14 protein-coding genes are annotated in these 14,344 nt (G+C 62.8%); 7 read left to right on the top strand and 7 right to left on the bottom strand.

From position 1 onward, the window contains the following. Positions 1–29: 29 nt before the first annotated feature. Complete coding sequence (locus AC097P_RS11065) at positions 30–704, bottom strand: hypothetical protein (protein WP_479610473.1); 675 nt, start codon at positions 702–704, stop codon at positions 30–32. Between the two features lie 39 nt (positions 705–743). On the opposite strand from AC097P_RS11065, the gene AC097P_RS11060 reads away from it, so the two are divergent. After that, positions 744–1,940 (top strand): FAD-dependent monooxygenase, encoded by a 1,197-nt coding sequence (locus AC097P_RS11060; RefSeq protein ID WP_479610472.1) that lies wholly within the window; start codon positions 744–746, stop codon positions 1,938–1,940. A gap of 21 nt (positions 1,941–1,961) precedes the next feature. Next, positions 1,962–2,930 (top strand): Bug family tripartite tricarboxylate transporter substrate binding protein, encoded by a 969-nt coding sequence (locus AC097P_RS11055; protein ID WP_479610471.1) that lies wholly within the window; start codon positions 1,962–1,964, stop codon positions 2,928–2,930. 55 nt (positions 2,931–2,985) lie between these two features. Here the strand turns inward: AC097P_RS11055 and argF are convergent, their stop codons facing one another. Both argF and AC097P_RS11045 read right to left on the bottom strand, forming a co-directional pair. Then, on the bottom strand, positions 2,986–3,957 hold the full coding sequence (gene argF, locus AC097P_RS11050; RefSeq protein ID WP_479610470.1) for an ornithine carbamoyltransferase: 972 nt from the start codon (positions 3,955–3,957) through the stop codon (positions 2,986–2,988). Beyond that, complete coding sequence (locus tag AC097P_RS11045) at positions 3,954–5,174, bottom strand: acetylornithine/succinylornithine family transaminase (protein WP_479610469.1); 1,221 nt, start codon at positions 5,172–5,174, stop codon at positions 3,954–3,956. The genes argF and AC097P_RS11045 overlap by 4 nt, the downstream gene beginning before the upstream one ends. A 264-nt stretch (positions 5,175–5,438) precedes the next feature. On the opposite strand from AC097P_RS11045, the gene AC097P_RS11040 reads away from it, so the two are divergent. Next, the gene (locus AC097P_RS11040; RefSeq protein ID WP_479611059.1) at positions 5,439–5,753 is read left to right on the top strand and encodes a DUF3579 domain-containing protein; all 315 of its coding nucleotides are present in this window, start codon (positions 5,439–5,441) and stop codon (positions 5,751–5,753) included. A gap of 228 nt (positions 5,754–5,981) precedes the next feature. On the opposite strand, the gene rpsT is transcribed toward AC097P_RS11040, so the two are convergent. Then, complete coding sequence (gene rpsT / locus AC097P_RS11035; RefSeq protein ID WP_479610468.1) at positions 5,982–6,284, bottom strand: 30S ribosomal protein S20; 303 nt, start codon at positions 6,282–6,284, stop codon at positions 5,982–5,984. A gap of 176 nt (positions 6,285–6,460) precedes the next feature. On the opposite strand from rpsT, the gene murJ reads away from it, so the two are divergent. The 4 genes from murJ to AC097P_RS11015 all read left to right on the top strand — a co-directional run bounded on the left by murJ (position 6,461) and on the right by AC097P_RS11015 (position 12,315). Next, positions 6,461–8,020 (top strand): murein biosynthesis integral membrane protein MurJ, encoded by a 1,560-nt coding sequence (murJ, locus tag AC097P_RS11030; protein WP_479610467.1) that lies wholly within the window; start codon positions 6,461–6,463, stop codon positions 8,018–8,020. Between the two features lie 24 nt (positions 8,021–8,044). Continuing rightward, complete coding sequence (locus tag AC097P_RS11025; protein ID WP_479610466.1) at positions 8,045–8,890, top strand: SirB1 family protein; 846 nt, start codon at positions 8,045–8,047, stop codon at positions 8,888–8,890. Positions 8,891–9,028: 138 nt separating this feature from the next. Continuing rightward, entirely contained in the window at positions 9,029–11,017 is a 1,989-nt protein-coding gene (locus AC097P_RS11020) for a M3 family metallopeptidase (protein ID WP_479610465.1), read from the top strand. Between the two features lie 11 nt (positions 11,018–11,028). After that, positions 11,029–12,315: an alpha/beta fold hydrolase gene (locus AC097P_RS11015; RefSeq protein ID WP_479610464.1), complete on the top strand. Its 1,287-nt coding sequence runs from the start codon at positions 11,029–11,031 to the stop codon at positions 12,313–12,315. Positions 12,316–12,369: 54 nt separating this feature from the next. Here AC097P_RS11015 and AC097P_RS11010 read toward each other — a convergent pair whose 3' ends face one another. From AC097P_RS11010 to AC097P_RS11000, 3 genes are all read right to left on the bottom strand, one after another. Beyond that, complete coding sequence (locus AC097P_RS11010) at positions 12,370–13,146, bottom strand: head GIN domain-containing protein (protein ID WP_479610463.1); 777 nt, start codon at positions 13,144–13,146, stop codon at positions 12,370–12,372. Between the two features lie 24 nt (positions 13,147–13,170). Next, positions 13,171–13,338 carry a hypothetical protein gene (locus AC097P_RS11005; RefSeq protein WP_479610462.1) on the bottom strand — a complete coding sequence of 56 codons (168 nt, stop codon included), beginning with the start codon at positions 13,336–13,338 and terminating at the stop codon, positions 13,171–13,173. 143 nt (positions 13,339–13,481) lie between these two features. Then, positions 13,482–14,258, bottom strand: a complete 777-nt coding sequence (locus tag AC097P_RS11000; protein ID WP_479610461.1) for a nucleotide-binding protein — start codon at positions 14,256–14,258, stop codon at positions 13,482–13,484. Positions 14,259–14,344 lie beyond the last annotated feature (86 nt).

The following is a 14,344-nucleotide window of genomic DNA, read 5'->3' as shown; positions in this document are numbered from 1 at the left end:
GGCGTTGCGATTGCCCGGACCGCCAGCTTTCAGTCCGCACAGTCCGCCACATTGGCCCGCCACGGCAGCCGCGCCGCTGCTTCGCTGAACGGATCAATGCTGGCAGCCCGCGGGCGCTGCATCATCACGCAGGTGTTGCCTCGGCGAAAGCGGATGTGGTCGTGGTCCACGCGCTCCTCGGTCCACGGGCCCGTTGCCGCAGCCGCGCTGGCGATCTGCCGCTCCACCGTCGCGGGCAGGCGGCCATGGAAGGGGGACTGCTCTGCAAAGCTGCGCGGTGCCACCGACGCGATGTCCTTGCGGGACAGTGTCAGGTTCAGTGAGCCCGGGCTTGCAGGTTGCGCTTCGGCGGTAGCGCGCGTCTCGCTGGGTGCCACGACGCCATCCGAGACTGGTGCTGCAGATGCGTCCCCCACCGGACGCTCCGGCGAGACGATTTTCGGGTCAGCCCGCAGGTGCGGTGTACGGGGCTCCCGGCTTGGGATGGTCGCCGGTTTGGTGTCCACCGCTACGGGCAACGGCAGCCATACTGCGATGGTCGGCAGGCGCGCTTCGGTGCGAACCCATTGCAAGGCCGGCCCTGCAGTCCACCACACGAACAGCCCCGCGCAGTGCAGGCCTGCGATCACCAGGCCAACACCGGCTTGGCGCACACGGCGTTGCGCACTGGGTAGCAGCACGGTGGCGGGCAGGTGGTGATTCACGGGCCGTAGTATCGCCTCCGCTGCGATGACAATATCCCCATGCAAGACGAGGTCGTGGACGACAAACAAATTCTGATCGCCGGTGGTGGCATCGGTGGCCTGGCGGCCGCGCTGGCCTGCTCGCGCGCGGGCTGGGTGGTGCAGTTGCTGGAGCGTGCGCCGGCGTTTGGCGAGGTGGGTGCCGGCATACAGATGGGCCCCAATGTCGTGCGCGTGTTGCAGGGCTGGGGGCTGGATCCGGCGTTGACGCAGGTGGCGGCGTTTCCGGACGTGCTGCGCGTACGCTCGGCTGCCGATGGTGCCGAACTGGGCTGCCTGCGCCTGGGCGAACGCACGCGCACGCTCTATGGCGCGCCGTACGCCACCATCCACCGTGCCGACCTGCACCGCATGCTGCTGTCGGCCGTGGTGCAGCAGGGCAGCACGGTGCTGCACAGTGGGCAGCGTCTGGCATCGTTCGTTGACACCGGTAACGCCGTTCAGGTGCAGACCGACCAGGGCTTGCAATGGGTGGGTGATGCCCTGGTGGGTGCGGACGGTTTGTGGAGCAGTGTGCGCCAACAGCTGCTGCCCCAGCTCGGCGCACCGCGCGTCACTGGCCATTTGGCCTACCGCGCGATGGTGGCACAAGCTGATTTGCCGGCCGCGCTGCGCAGCCAGGATGTCACCGTGTGGCTTGGCTCCAGACTGCATGTGGTGCAGTACCCGGTGCGCGCGGGCACTTACCTCAATGTCGTGGTCATTGTGGAGGGTGCCGTCGGTGCAAGCAGTGTGCAGGATTGGGACCACGCCGCCGCCGCGCGCGATGTGCAGACCGCCATGGCGGGCACGTGCAGTCCCATGCAGGACCTAGTCGCAGCCATCCCCCACTGGGGCCTGTGGGTGCTGTGCGACCGCCCCCCGATGGCAGGCGCGCACGAGCAGGCGCAAGGCCGCGTGGCGCTGCTGGGCGATGCGGCCCACCCCATGCGGCCCTACATGGCCCAGGGCGCTGGCATGGCGATGGAAGACGCGGCCTGCCTGCAGGGCGCTTTGGCGCAGGGCGGGCTGTCCATGGCCGAACGGCTGCAGCACTATGCCCAGCAGCGCTGGCAGCGCAATGCGCGCGTGCAGGCCCGGTCCCTCCGCAACGGCGAGATTTTTCATGCCACGGGTGTCGTGCGCTGGGGGCGCGATGTGGCGATGCGGCTGCTGGGCGAGCGTGTGTTGGACGTTCCCTGGCTCTACCGCGGTTAACAAGCAAGAAAGCAGACGAATATGGCGATCGTGCGACGTACATTTCTGGCCCTGGGCGGTTTGGCCGCGGTGCAGGCCCGAGCGGCTTCCACACCACCCTGGCCCAGCAAAGCGGTGCGCATTGTGGTGGGCTTCCCCGGTGGCTCCAGCCCGGACCTGACGGCGCGCGCGTTGGCAGAGCCCTTGTCCAAGGCCTTGGGGCAACCGGTCATCGTGGACAACCGGCCCGGTGCCAGCGGCAATATCGCGGCCGACATCGTCGCCAAGTCCACGGACGGCCACACGCTGGGGCTGATGATCAATGGCAACCTGACGATTGCCAAGCTGCTCAACGCCAAGACGCCCTATGACCCGTTCAAGGACTTGCTGCCGGTGTCGCTGTTGGCGACGGCCCCTTTGGTGTTGGTGGTGCCGGCCAGTTACACCGGCGCGGCGCAGGATTTCATCAAGGTTGGTTTGCAGGCCGGCAACAGCTGGAGCTATGGCACGCCGGGGCAGGGCACGGTGGCGCACCTGGGCATGGAATTGCTGAAGGCCAAAACCGGCCTGGCCCCCGTGCACGTGCCCTACCCGGGTAACCCCCAGGTGGTGAATGCGCTGTTGGGTGGGCAGATCCAGCTCGCACTCTTGCCGCCGGGGCTGGCTATGCCCCAGGTGCAGGCCGGCCGGCTGAAGGCAATTGCCGTCACATCGGCGGGCCGCAGCACGCTGGTGCCCGAGCTGGCCAGCCTGGCAGAGCTGGGCGTCAAAGGGGTTGATCTGGAAGTGTGGAATGCGGTGGCGGTACCCACGACGATGCCACCCGCCGTGGTCAACACGCTGGCCGCCTTGGTGGGCAGCATTACGCGCAGCCCCGAGATGCGCCAACGCCTGTTTGCACAGGGCTGGCAGGTGGTGGGCTCATCGCCCGAGGGGCTGGCCAACCGCATGCGCCAGGATGTTGCGACGCTAGGGGCGGTGATTGCCCAGCAGGGGATTCGTAACGAATAGTTACGTAGCCCCCACGCTCCACCGCTGCGCGGGTCGCTGCCCCCCAAAAGATTCACTACTCCTGGCGGCCCAAGAGCAGGTATTCCATCAGTGCCTTTTGCACGTGCATGCGATTCTCGGCTTCGTCCCACACCACAGACTGCGGGCCGTCTATGACGTCGGCGTCCACTTCCTCACCGCGGTGGGCGGGCAGGCAGTGCATGAACAGCGCGTCGGGTTTGGCCGCGGCCATCATCTCGGCGTTGACGCACCATGCGGTGAAGGCCTTGCGGCGCGCTTCGTTCTCGGCCTCGAAGCCCATGCTGGTCCACACATCGGTGGTGACCAGGTCGGCATCCTTACAGGCCTCCAGCGGGTCGCTATAAACTTTGTAGCTGCCTACGCCCATTCCATCAGGGGTGACGGCCACTTTCTCATCCAGCTCATAGCCTCGCGGAGTGCTTACGCGCAGGTGAAAGCCCAGAATCGCGGCGGCCTGCAGCCAGGTGTTGGCCATGTTGTTGCCATCGCCCACCCAGACCACGGTCTTGCCCTGGATAGGGCCCCGGTGTTCGATGTAGGTGAAGATGTCCGCCAGGATCTGGCAAGGGTGGAATTCATTGGTCAGCCCGTTGATGACCGGCACCCGCGAATGCGCAGCAAAGCGTTCCAGCTTGGTCTGCTCAAACGTACGGATCATCACGATGTCGGTCATGCGGCTGATGACCTTGGCGCTGTCTTCAATCGGCTCTGCGCGGCCCAGCTGGCTGTCACCCGTGGTCAGGTGCACCACGCTGCCGCCCAATTGGTACATGCCGGCCTCGAAGCTCACGCGCGTACGCGTAGAAGCCTTCTCGAAAATCATGGCCAGCGTACGGTCCACCAGCGAGTGGTGGCGCACAAAGGTCTTGAACTTGTTCTTGATGAAAGCGGCACGGTCCATCAGGTAGTGGATCTCGTCCGCAGTGAGGTCGGTGAACTGCAAGAAATGCCGCACGGGCGGCGCACCTTTGGGAACCGTGCTGGGAATGCCGGTCAGGGGATTCATGGCGTTTGCTCTTTCAACAATGCACAGATCAGGGGGCACAGGATAGCCGCGATTTGGTCGGCCTCTGCCGTCGTCAAAATCAGCGATGGCACCAGGCGCACCACGGTGTCGGCGGTAACGCTGATCAGCAGGCCCGCGTCCAACGCGCGCTGGGTCAGAGCGCCGCAGGGCTTGGAGAGGTCTATGCCCAGCATCAGGCCGTTGCCACGGATTTCCTTGACGGCGCCGCTGGCCAGCTCGGATGCCAGCCCTTTTTTGAGCGCAGTCTTCAGGTGTTCGCCCACCGTGGCGGCATTGGCCAGCAGGTTCTCTTCTTCCATCGTGCGGATGGTCGTGACACCGGCGCGCATGGCCAGCGGGTTGCCGCCAAAAGTGCTGCCATGGTTGCCGGGCGCAAAAATGTTGGCGGCCTTGGGGCCGACTACGACCGCGCCGACCGGCACGCCAGAGCCCAGACCTTTGGCGAGTGGCATCACATCCGGTTTGATACCGGCCCACTGGTGGGCAAACCACTTGCCGGTGCGGCCCATGCCGCATTGCACTTCGTCAATCATCAGCAGCCAGTCGCGCTCATCGCACAGCTTTCGCACGTCGCGCAGGTAGTCCATGTGCATTTCATTGATGCCGCCTTCGCCCTGAATGGCTTCAAAGAACACTGCCACCACATTCGGGTTGTTGGCCGTGGCGGCCTTGAGCTGGTCGATATTGTTGATGCCGACGCGCACAAAGCCTTCCACCAGCGGGCCGAAACCAGCCTGCACCTTGGGGTTGGCGGTAGCGCTCAGCGTGGCGATGGAGCGACCATGGAAGGCCCTTTCGTAGACGACGATCTCCGGGCGCTCAATGCCCTTGTCATGGCCAAACTTGCGGGCCAGCTTCAACGCGCATTCGTTGGCCTCAAGCCCGGTGGAGCAGAAGAACACGTTTGTCATACCGGAGCGCTCGACCAGCAGGCTGGCCAGCTCTTCTTGCAGCGGCACGTGGTAGTAGTTAGAGGTGTGGATCAGTTTTGTAACCTGGTCCTGCAGTGCGGCGACCAGCTTGGGGTGGTTGTGCCCCAGTGTGTTGACGGCGATGCCACCCAGCGCGTCCAGGTACTCGCGGCCGTTCACGTCCCACACGCGGCAACCCTGGCCATGGCTCAGTGCGACAGGCAGACGGCCGTAGGTGTTCATCACGTGGGGTGAGGTGGGCGTGGCGGATGCAGCTGCGGTCATGTGAAAAAACTCCTGGGTCGGTGGTGTCGTTGTTGAACAGTGCAGCCCGCGGTGTCGGGGTGACGGGCTGTTGAAATGGATTCTAGGCGCTGCACTGCAGCAGTTATTTGATAGTTTGGCATCACTGTGATGTTGCGCCGCACTGGTTATGGGCACGGTATTTGCTGACCGCGTCAGCCTTGTGTAGCCCTGTCTCAGATAAAATCCATGCGCGTCGCAACCGCTCTGTTTGCATGCCGCAAACCACCAGTTGCCGACAACACCATGCCCGACACGTCTTCTAAAGAAATCTTCATCCTGGGAGTGACCCGCAGCGGAAAGACCTTCAGGCCCAGCGACTGGGCAGAGCGTCTGGCTGGTGTCATGAGCCAATTTCGCCCGGGCGGCCCCCAACCCGGCAGCCACTTGGGTTATTCGCCCTGGTGCGTGCCCACATCCATCGGCAACCAGAAGTGCGTCATCATCCACCGCGACTTGCGCGACTACGACGTCATGGCCTGGGATTTTTGCCTGAATTTTGCCAAGGACAACGAGCTGCAGGTCAGCGAGACGCGGCCTGAAATCAAACCTGAAGGATAGAGCCCCCACGTTCGCCCACAGCGTGTGGCTCTCTGCCCCCCGAGGGGGTGCGCTTGGCAAACCCCAAGTCCACGCCTTGGGGCGGCCCGGCGGCGAAACCAAGCGGGCAACAAAAAAGCCGTTCAATGAACGGCTTTTTTGCTTTGCTGGCAGCGCACCCGGTGCAAACGGCGAATTCCTTTTTACGGGAATTCGTGCGAGTTGCCTGAGTGATCAGGCGTGCAGGTTTTACGCTGCTGCGACGGCCAAGGCTTTCACCTTGGTGGACAGGCGGCTCTTGTCGCGTGCTGCCTTGTTCTTGTGGAAGATGCCCTTGTCAGCCACGGTGTCAACCACGGCTTGCATCTTCGCAAACAGTTCGGTGGCCTTGGTCTTGTCGCCGGCCAGAACTGCCTTCTCAACGTTCTTCACCGCGGTGCGGTATTTGGAACGCAAAGAGGTGTTTGCTGCATTGATTTTGGTGTCCTGACGGACGCGTTTACGGCCCGACGCCAGGCGCGGGTTCTTTTTCTTGGGTTTTGTAGATGCCATAGTAAATATTCCTTGTGTCTGAGGATGATGCCAGCAAAGCCCGCGATTGTAGCATTTTGGGCCTGAGCGGGCAAACCGGCGGGGGGCTCCAGGGCATCAAGCTATACGGCGGCGCTTAACCCAGCCGTGTGGCGGGCGCATGCCGACGGGCCCGCCTTGCGGGCTACACTCCCGTCGTGAGCCTTATCAAATCCGCCTCCATCGTTTCCGTACTCACGCTGGCCTCGCGTATCACCGGTTTGGTGCGCGACGTGCTGATGAATTCCATCTTTGGCGTCAGCGCCCTGACAGACGCGTTTTGGGTGGCGTTTCGCATCCCCAATTTGTTACGCCGCATGTTTGCCGAGGGTGCATTCAGCCAGGCATTTGTGCCGGTGTTGGCTGGCAACAAGGAGCAAGAGGGCGAAGCTTCCACCCGCGCACTGATCAATGCCGTGGCCACGCTGCTGACCATGTCACTGCTGGTGACCTGCATCCTCGGCATAGTGGGTGCCCCAGTGCTGGTCTACATATTGGCCAGCGGCCTGCCACCAGAAGGCTTTGACGCTGCGGTGCTTATGACGCGGTGGATGTTCCCCTACATCGCATGCATGTCGTTGGTTGCACTGGGCGCGGGGGTGCTCAACACCTGGAGAAATTTTGCCATTCCGGCAGCCACGCCCGTGTTGCTGAACGTGTCGATGATTGCGGCAGCCTGGTTTGGCGCGCCCTGGTTCAAACAGATGGGCATCGAACCCATTTACGCGATGGCCGCCGGCGTGATGTTGGGTGGCGTGCTGCAACTGGGGGCCATATTGCTGGCGCTGTGGCGCATGGGCCTGGCCCCAAAGGTCAGGCTTAGCTGGGCTGCAGCCCACGCAGCATGGGCCGATCCTGCTACCAAAAAGATAGTACACCTGATGGGGCCGGCCTTGCTGGGCGTAAGCGTGTCACAAATTTCCCTCATCATCAACACGCAGATCGCGTCGCATTTGGCGGTCGGGTCGGTGTCATGGCTGAACGGCGCCAGTTTGCTGATGGAGTTTCCGACCGCCATGTTGGGCGTGGCACTGGGCGTGGTGCTGATGCCGCAGTTGGCTGCGGCCAAGGCTGCCCAGGACCACGACAAGTTCTCGCAGATGATCGACTGGGGCTTACGCCTGGTGGTCTTGTTAGCGGTGCCAAGCGCCGTAGCGCTTGTTACATTTTCGCAGCCGCTGGTGGCGGTGTTGTTTCACAACGGTGCATATACTGACGAAAGCGTCTTGCAGACGTCGACCGCGTTGATGGGCTACGGCTCCGGCCTGCTGGGCCTGGTGGCCATCAAAGTATTGACGCCAGGCTACTTCGCCAACCAGAACATCAAGACACCGGCACTGATCGGTATTGCGGTACTCGTGATTACGCAGGGCCTGAACCTTGTGTTCGTGCCGCTGTTGGCCCATGCGGGTCTGGCGCTGGCGATTGGCGTAGGGGCTTTGTGCAACGCGCTGTGGCTACTGATTGGCCTGGTGCGCGGTGGCACCTATGTTCCTCAACCCGGCTGGGGGCGTTTTGCGCTGCAGGTGTTGGCGGCCAGTGCCTTGCTGGCTGTGTTTTTGATGTGGGCCAACGGCTCTGTGTCGTGGGTGGCCCTGAAGGCGGAGAAGCTACAGCGTATTGGACTGCTGGCTCTCTACATAACTGGTGGTATTGCTATCTATTTTGGAGCGATCTGGGCGGCGGGACTCAATGTGAGGCAGCTGCTGCGGCGCTAGCGCAAGAAAGAAAGGTTTGTTGCCATGAACCTGTGCTTTGAACAGCCCACGCCACTGGAGTACTTTGCGTCTCTGGTCGAAAGCGATAGCGAGTTTGCGCTGTTCGAGGCCGCCGTCTGCCTGGCGCACGACGAATACCCCGATATGGATGTGCAGACGGTGCTGGGCGAGGTCGACCAGTTGCTGGCCCGCGTGCGCCGGCGCCTGGCCACCGATACGGGCCCGGTGCAAAAGCTGCGGGTGCTGAACACATTCTTCTTTCAGGACTTAGGTTTCGGTGGCAACGCCAACGACTTCTATGACCCGGACAACAGTTTTGTCCACCGCCTGCTGCAAACCCGCCGTGGCATACCGATTGCGCTGGCCGTGCTGTGGATGGAACTGGCCCAGGGCCTGGGGTTGGCTGTGCGGGGCGTGGGCTTCCCAGGGCATTTTTTGGTCAAGGTCAACTTGCCGATGGGGCAGGTGGTGATAGACCCGCTCACCGGTAAATCCTTGAGCCGCGAAGAGCTATCAGAACGGCTGGAGCCTTACCGCAAGCGCAGCGGACTGCACGATGAGCTGGAAACGCCGCTGGGCCTGTACCTGCAAACAGCCCCGTCGCGCGAGATCATTGCCCGCATGCTGCGCAACCTCAAGGAAATCCACAAGTCCCAAAGCGACTGGCAGCGCCTGCTGGCCGTGCAGGAGCGCCTGGTAATTCTGCTGCCCAAATCCTGGCCCGAGTACCGCGACCGCGGCCTGGCCCATGCGGAACTGGGCCATATCGAACTGGCCCTGTCAGACCTGGAGTGCTACCTGGTGCATGCGGATGACCAGGTCAACCTGGACGCCATCGCCGACTGGGTAGATGCCTTGCGGCGCTCCTGAACCATATTTGATCTCCACGCGCTCCGCCGTTGCGTGGGTCGCTGCCTATAATCCCGCAGCCCTAGCGCCCAGAAGGCGGTCTGGGGTCTGCCGGCACCAGCCGGTCAATCCCTTTCTCAACCCGATTTCAGGATTGCCATGAAGCTTCAAACCACGGTGCTTGCGGCCTTAGCCGCGTGCTTTTTACCCTATCAAGCCATGGCCGCCGCGCCAACCATGCGCGGTGTGATCGCCCAGCCCACGGCGGCTGCCATCCCCAAGCTGTGCGAGCAAAGCATCGCCCAGGCCCGCAGCCAGATCGAGAAGATCAAAGCCTTGCCGATGGCACGGGTCAACACCAAGACCGTGTTGCATGCCTGGAACGTATTGGACATGGGCTTGCAGGATATAGGCGGCCCTATCGGCCTGCTGTCCGAGACCAGCCCCGACCCCGAGGTGCGCAAGGCCGCTGAAGCCTGTGATCTGTTGCTGTCGGCCTTGCCCAACGAATACCTGCAAAGCGAAGCCCTGTTCCAGCGCGTCAAGGCGCTGAAGACCACCGATGCAGTCGACGCCATGGCGCGCCAGAGTATCCTGGACGACTTTGAAGAGCGTGGGGTTAGCCTGCCAGCCGCAAAGCGGGAGCAGGCCAAGGTGATTTTTGAACGCCTGGACAAGCTGTCGCAAGACTTTGCGCGCAACGTGCGCGACACCAAGACCAAGCTGGCGTTTTCCGAAGCCGCGCTCCAAGGCATGCTGCCCAGCGCACTGGTCAACCGCGCCAAGGATGCTGAGGGCAACTACCTGTTTGGCCTGGACTACCCGGAGTTCGATGCCATCATGAACAACGTGCAGGTGGAAGCTACCCGCAAGGCGTTCTGGACTGCATTCCAACAGCGTGGCGGCCAGGAGAACCTGGGCCTGCTGCAAGAAGCCGTCAAGCTGCGCCTGGAGTTGGCGCAGTTGATGGGTGAAACCAATTTTGCGGATTGGACGATCAAGCGCAGGATGGCCGGTAAGGCAGTGGCCGTGACCCGTTTCCTGGAAGACGTGCAAGGCAAGGTTGAGGCGTTGGAGCGCAAGGAACTGGACGAGCTGCGCATGGAAAAAGTCGCGACAACGGGCGACAAGGATGCCATGCTCAAACGCTGGGACGTGCCGTTCTACCAGCAACGCCTCAAGAAGCTGCGCTACAGCGTGGACCAGTCGGAAGTCCGCGCCCAGTTTCCCACCGACCCGACGATCGCGTGGATGATGGAAGTGACCAGCAAACTGTACGGCGTGCAGTTCAAGGCCAACACGACCCTGCCCGTGTGGCAGGCCGATGTGCGCGGCTATGACGTCTTCGACACAGCCAGCGGCAAATACCTGTCCAGCTTCTACCTGGACCTGTTCCCGCGTGACGGCAAATACAAGCATGCGGCGGCCTTTCCGGTGCGCGGCGTGTCGATGGTGGCAGGGCGCACACCCGTATCAGTGCTGGTGACCAACTTCAGCCGCGAAGGCTTTGACCAGCGCGAGCTGGAGACGCTGTTCCACGAGTTCGGCCACATCATGCATGGCGTGCTGTCCAAGACCCGCTACGTGTTGAATGCCGGCACTGGCGTGAAGCGCGATTTCGTCGAAGCACCGTCGCAGATGTACGAAGAGTGGTCGCGCCGGCCTGAGACCCTGGCCTTGTTTGCACAGGTGTGCCCCACCTGCAAACCAATTGACCCCAAGCTGATGGAGCGCATGAATGCGTCACGCGCCTTTGGCAAGGGCATCACGTACGCCCGCCAGCGTTTGTATGCGGCATGGGACATGGCTTTGCACGCGCCCACCGTGGTCGACCCCATGCAAACCTGGGCAGAGCTGGAAGGCAAAACGCCGCTGGGCTTTGAGCCCGGCACCATGGTGCCCGCCAATTTTGGACACGTGATGGGTGGCTACCAGGCCGGCTACTACGGCTATATGTGGTCGGAAGTGCTTGCACTGGACATGCGCTCGGCCTTTGGCAGCAATGTCATGGATACCAAACTGGGCACACGCTACCGCAAGCTGATTCTGGAGAGTGGTGGCGAGCGGGCACCGTCGGAATTGGTTGAAGCCTTTCTGCAGCGCAAGCCATCGCCTGATGCGTTCTTCCGCGAAATCTCTGGAAAGTAGGGTTTTGCGCCTTGGACACTAGCTACCGCATTCCCGGCATGGTCTTGCGCGACCATACGTTTGCACTGCCGCTGGATTACGCCCAACCCGGCCAGACCATCAGTGTCTATGCCCGCGAGGTGGTTGCGCCGGGCAAGGAAGAGGCGAACCTGCCCTACCTTGTCTACTTCCAGGGCGGCCCGGGGTCTGGTTCGCCACGCCCCACGGCCGACAGCGGCTGGATCATGCGGGCGCTGCAAGACTTCCGCGTGCTGTTGCTGGACCAGCGGGGCACTGGTCGGTCTACCCCCATCACGGCACAAACACTGGCCAGCATGGCCAGCCCCCAGGCCCAGGCCGACTACCTGATGCATTTCAGGGCCGACAACATCGTGCGCGATGCCGAGGCCATCCGCCAGCGGTTGATCGGCAACCAGCCCTGGAGCATCCTCGGGCAGAGCTACGGCGGTTTTTGCGCCATGCGCTACCTCAGCGCGTCCCCCGAGGGGTTAAAGCAGGTGCTGATCACCGGTGGCATTGCGTCTCTGACGCGCCCGGCCGACGATGTGTACCGCGCAACCTACCGCCGCGTGGCCGACAAGAATCGCTTGTACTACCAGCGCTATCCGGGTGATGCCGCGCTGGTCCGCAAGATCGTGGACCATCTGCGTGAGCATGCCGTGCGCTTGCCCGGTGGCGGCGACCTGACCGTGCAGCGTTTCCTGCAGTTGGGCTTGCAATTGGGCATGGGCGGTGGCTTTGAGGCGGTGCACTACCTGCTGGAAGAAGCGTTCGTCAGTGGCGCTCTGGGCCAGACGGTGCTGAACTGGAATTTCCTGTTCCATCTGGAGCAGATGCAGACCTTTGACACCAACCCCATCTACACGCTGCTGCACGAAGCCTGCTACACCCAGGGCACGGCCAGCAACTGGTCGGCCCAGCGCCTGCTGGCGGAGTTCCCGGAGTTCGCGTTGGACGGTGTGGAGCCTGTGCTGTTCACTGGCGAGACGGTCTACCCGTGGATGCTGGACGCGTACACGCAATTGCGGCCACTCAAGGATGCAGCCAACATACTGGCGGCCACTGCGGCATGGCCCCAGCTGTACGACGTGGAGCGTCTGAAGCGCAACACCGTGCCGGTAGCCGCCGCCGTCTACTACGACGACATGTACGTGCACCGCGAGTTTTCGGAAGAAACGGCGGCCGTGGTGCCCAACATGCGGCTGTGGGTCACCAATGAGTACGAACACAACGGCCTGCGCGCCGATGGGGGCGCGGTGGTTGGGCGTTTGCTGGCGATGCTGCGCGGCGAGCTGTAACGCGCACAGGCGCCGTCCCCAAAAAACAAGGGCCTCGTTGGAGGCCCTTTTCATTTAGACGGGAGGCGTTGCCCCCAACTGCCTGACGCGGCCGGAGCCCATCGCGGAGGAATCACGCAACACACCTTCGCCGTAGTAGCGGACATCGCCCGAACCAGCGATGCTGACTGTGAGGCCTTTGCGCACCCATAGCGTGGCGTCACCCGATCCGGCAATGCTGACCTTCACGTCCTGCGCCGACAGTTTGCCGGTGCGGACGTCACCAGAGCCCGCAATGCTGACCTCCAGGGCCTTGGCCGCGCCGTTGGCCTCGAAGCGTCCGCTGCCCGCAATGGACACCGACAGGTTGTCGCTTTGCAGCTCCTTGATCGTGATGCTGCCCGAGCCTGCGATGTTGCTCGCCAGCTTGGGGGCCTGCAGGCGTGCCGCCGTCAGGTCAGCAGAACCTGCCAGCGACAGGTTGTCTATGCTGCGCACGTTGAGGGTTATCTTGATCTTGGTGCTGCCGGGGAAGTTGATGCCCTTGACCGGGCGGATATGCAGTTCACCATTCTTCACCACCGTCTCTATCAGCGGCAGCAGGTTGTCGTCGGCTTCGATGACCACCCCTTCGGTCTCACCCTGGATCAGTTCGATCTTGCCCGGCAGATTGGCCGTTACTTCATGGAAGGGCGAGAGTTCGCGCTTGACGCTGCTGGCATGGCCGGAGCCCGCCACGGTCTTGCCCCCAAACCAGTCTGCGGCCTGCGCAGGGGCGACTGCGAGGCCCAGAGCGCTGGCCAGCAACAGCGCAGAAACAACGGATAGAGTGCGGGGGGCTTTGGTGCGCATGGTGGGCTTCTCTAGGGGGTTGTATCAGGCCTGGTGTCCGTAGACGGTAACCGTGGGCAGCGTGATGGCAGTGGGCGAGGCCTGCGCCAGTTCGCCAAAGTGCATCAGCATGGACCCGTTGACCGCCAGTGTCATGAACGCGGCAAAGGCGAGGGCAACAAGCTTGAATTGGGTAGGGTAGTGGTGCAGCATGGTCTTCTCCGATTGGCGGGCCACAGCGGTCCGATGGGTGAAATGTAGGCGTGGGCTGGCGAACTTTCACCCGGGTTGCGACGGACTGCGGTTGCGTGCGAAGCACGGTCCCTTTGGCGGCATCGACGGCGCGCAGGCCCCGGTTACTGCCGCAACAAGGCAGGCGAAAACACCGACAGGCGGCTGCCGTGCACCAGTGACTCCTGCGCGGGCATCAGGCTGGGCGCGCGGGGTGTGTGGGCAGGTGTGGCCACGGGGGGCGGTGGTGGCTTTGGCGCGGCCGGCTGCAGCTGCGTCACGGGCTCCAGCCACTGCAGGATGGGGGCCCACTGGTCCAGATCGGCCTGGACGGCGGCGCTGCGTTGGTCAAAGATGGTTTCACCACTGTCCAGGCTGCGCACATAGATCTGTGTTTCGCGCAGCACACCCAGAAAAGGCAGGTTCAAGTCTTCTGCCCATTCCCGCAGGCTTTGGGTTGCCCGGGTGCGTGCATCGATGCGCATGCCGACGATGCCCAGTTTGCAGCGGCCGCTGGCCAGCCGGGGCAAGGCCATCAGCTCGGCTATGCAGGCGGCGGCGGATTCGCGGTCAAACACGGAATTGCAGACGGGGATCAGTATGGCGTGCGCGGCCATTACGACTTTGGCCAATTCAAAGCCATGCAGGCCACCGGGGGTGTCTAGCACCACGTGGGTAACGCCCACCGGCACCTTCAGTACATTTTTTTGGTCAATGGTCCACGGCGCGATGGCTGGCAACGCGGCACTGCGCCGTTTCAGCCAGGTGCGGGTGGATTGTTGGCGATCAACGTCGCCCAGCATGACGGCTGCGCCTTGGCGCGCCAGCCAGGCTGCCAAGTGGGTGGCCATCGTGCTTTTGCCACTGCCACCTTTGCGATTGATCACTGCGATTACTGGCATGGAACCCGTTTCACCACCATTCGATGGCCGGATTCTGAACCCAAAAACGCCACAAGTCCACTAGGGACGCGCGTAAGCAGCTATAA

The organism is Rhodoferax sp. ZS1R8 (genome assembly GCF_056521325.1).
Note: the sequence above shows the minus strand (reverse complement) of the source record. Positions and strands in the feature narration are given on the sequence as shown.

What these genes read in the sequence shown, in the direction of transcription:
- AC097P_RS11060 (WP_479610472.1), top strand. Translation starts at nt 744, where the DNA reads ATGCAAGACGAGGTCGTGGACGACAAACAAATTCTGATCGCCGGTGGT.
- AC097P_RS11055 (WP_479610471.1), top strand. Translation starts at nt 1,962, where the DNA reads ATGGCGATCGTGCGACGTACATTTCTGGCCCTGGGCGGTTTGGCCGCG.
- argF (WP_479610470.1), bottom strand. Translation starts at nt 3,957, where the DNA reads ATGAATCCCCTGACCGGCATTCCCAGCACGGTTCCCAAAGGTGCGCCG.
- AC097P_RS11045 (WP_479610469.1), bottom strand. Translation starts at nt 5,174, where the DNA reads ATGACCGCAGCTGCATCCGCCACGCCCACCTCACCCCACGTGATGAAC.
- AC097P_RS11040 (WP_479611059.1), top strand. Translation starts at nt 5,439, where the DNA reads ATGCCCGACACGTCTTCTAAAGAAATCTTCATCCTGGGAGTGACCCGC.
- rpsT (WP_479610468.1), bottom strand. Translation starts at nt 6,284, where the DNA reads ATGGCATCTACAAAACCCAAGAAAAAGAACCCGCGCCTGGCGTCGGGC.
- AC097P_RS11025 (WP_479610466.1), top strand. Translation starts at nt 8,045, where the DNA reads ATGAACCTGTGCTTTGAACAGCCCACGCCACTGGAGTACTTTGCGTCT.
- AC097P_RS11020 (WP_479610465.1), top strand. Translation starts at nt 9,029, where the DNA reads ATGAAGCTTCAAACCACGGTGCTTGCGGCCTTAGCCGCGTGCTTTTTA.
- AC097P_RS11010 (WP_479610463.1), bottom strand. Translation starts at nt 13,146, where the DNA reads ATGCGCACCAAAGCCCCCCGCACTCTATCCGTTGTTTCTGCGCTGTTG.
- AC097P_RS11005 (WP_479610462.1), bottom strand. Translation starts at nt 13,338, where the DNA reads ATGCTGCACCACTACCCTACCCAATTCAAGCTTGTTGCCCTCGCCTTT.
- AC097P_RS11000 (WP_479610461.1), bottom strand. Translation starts at nt 14,258, where the DNA reads ATGCCAGTAATCGCAGTGATCAATCGCAAAGGTGGCAGTGGCAAAAGC.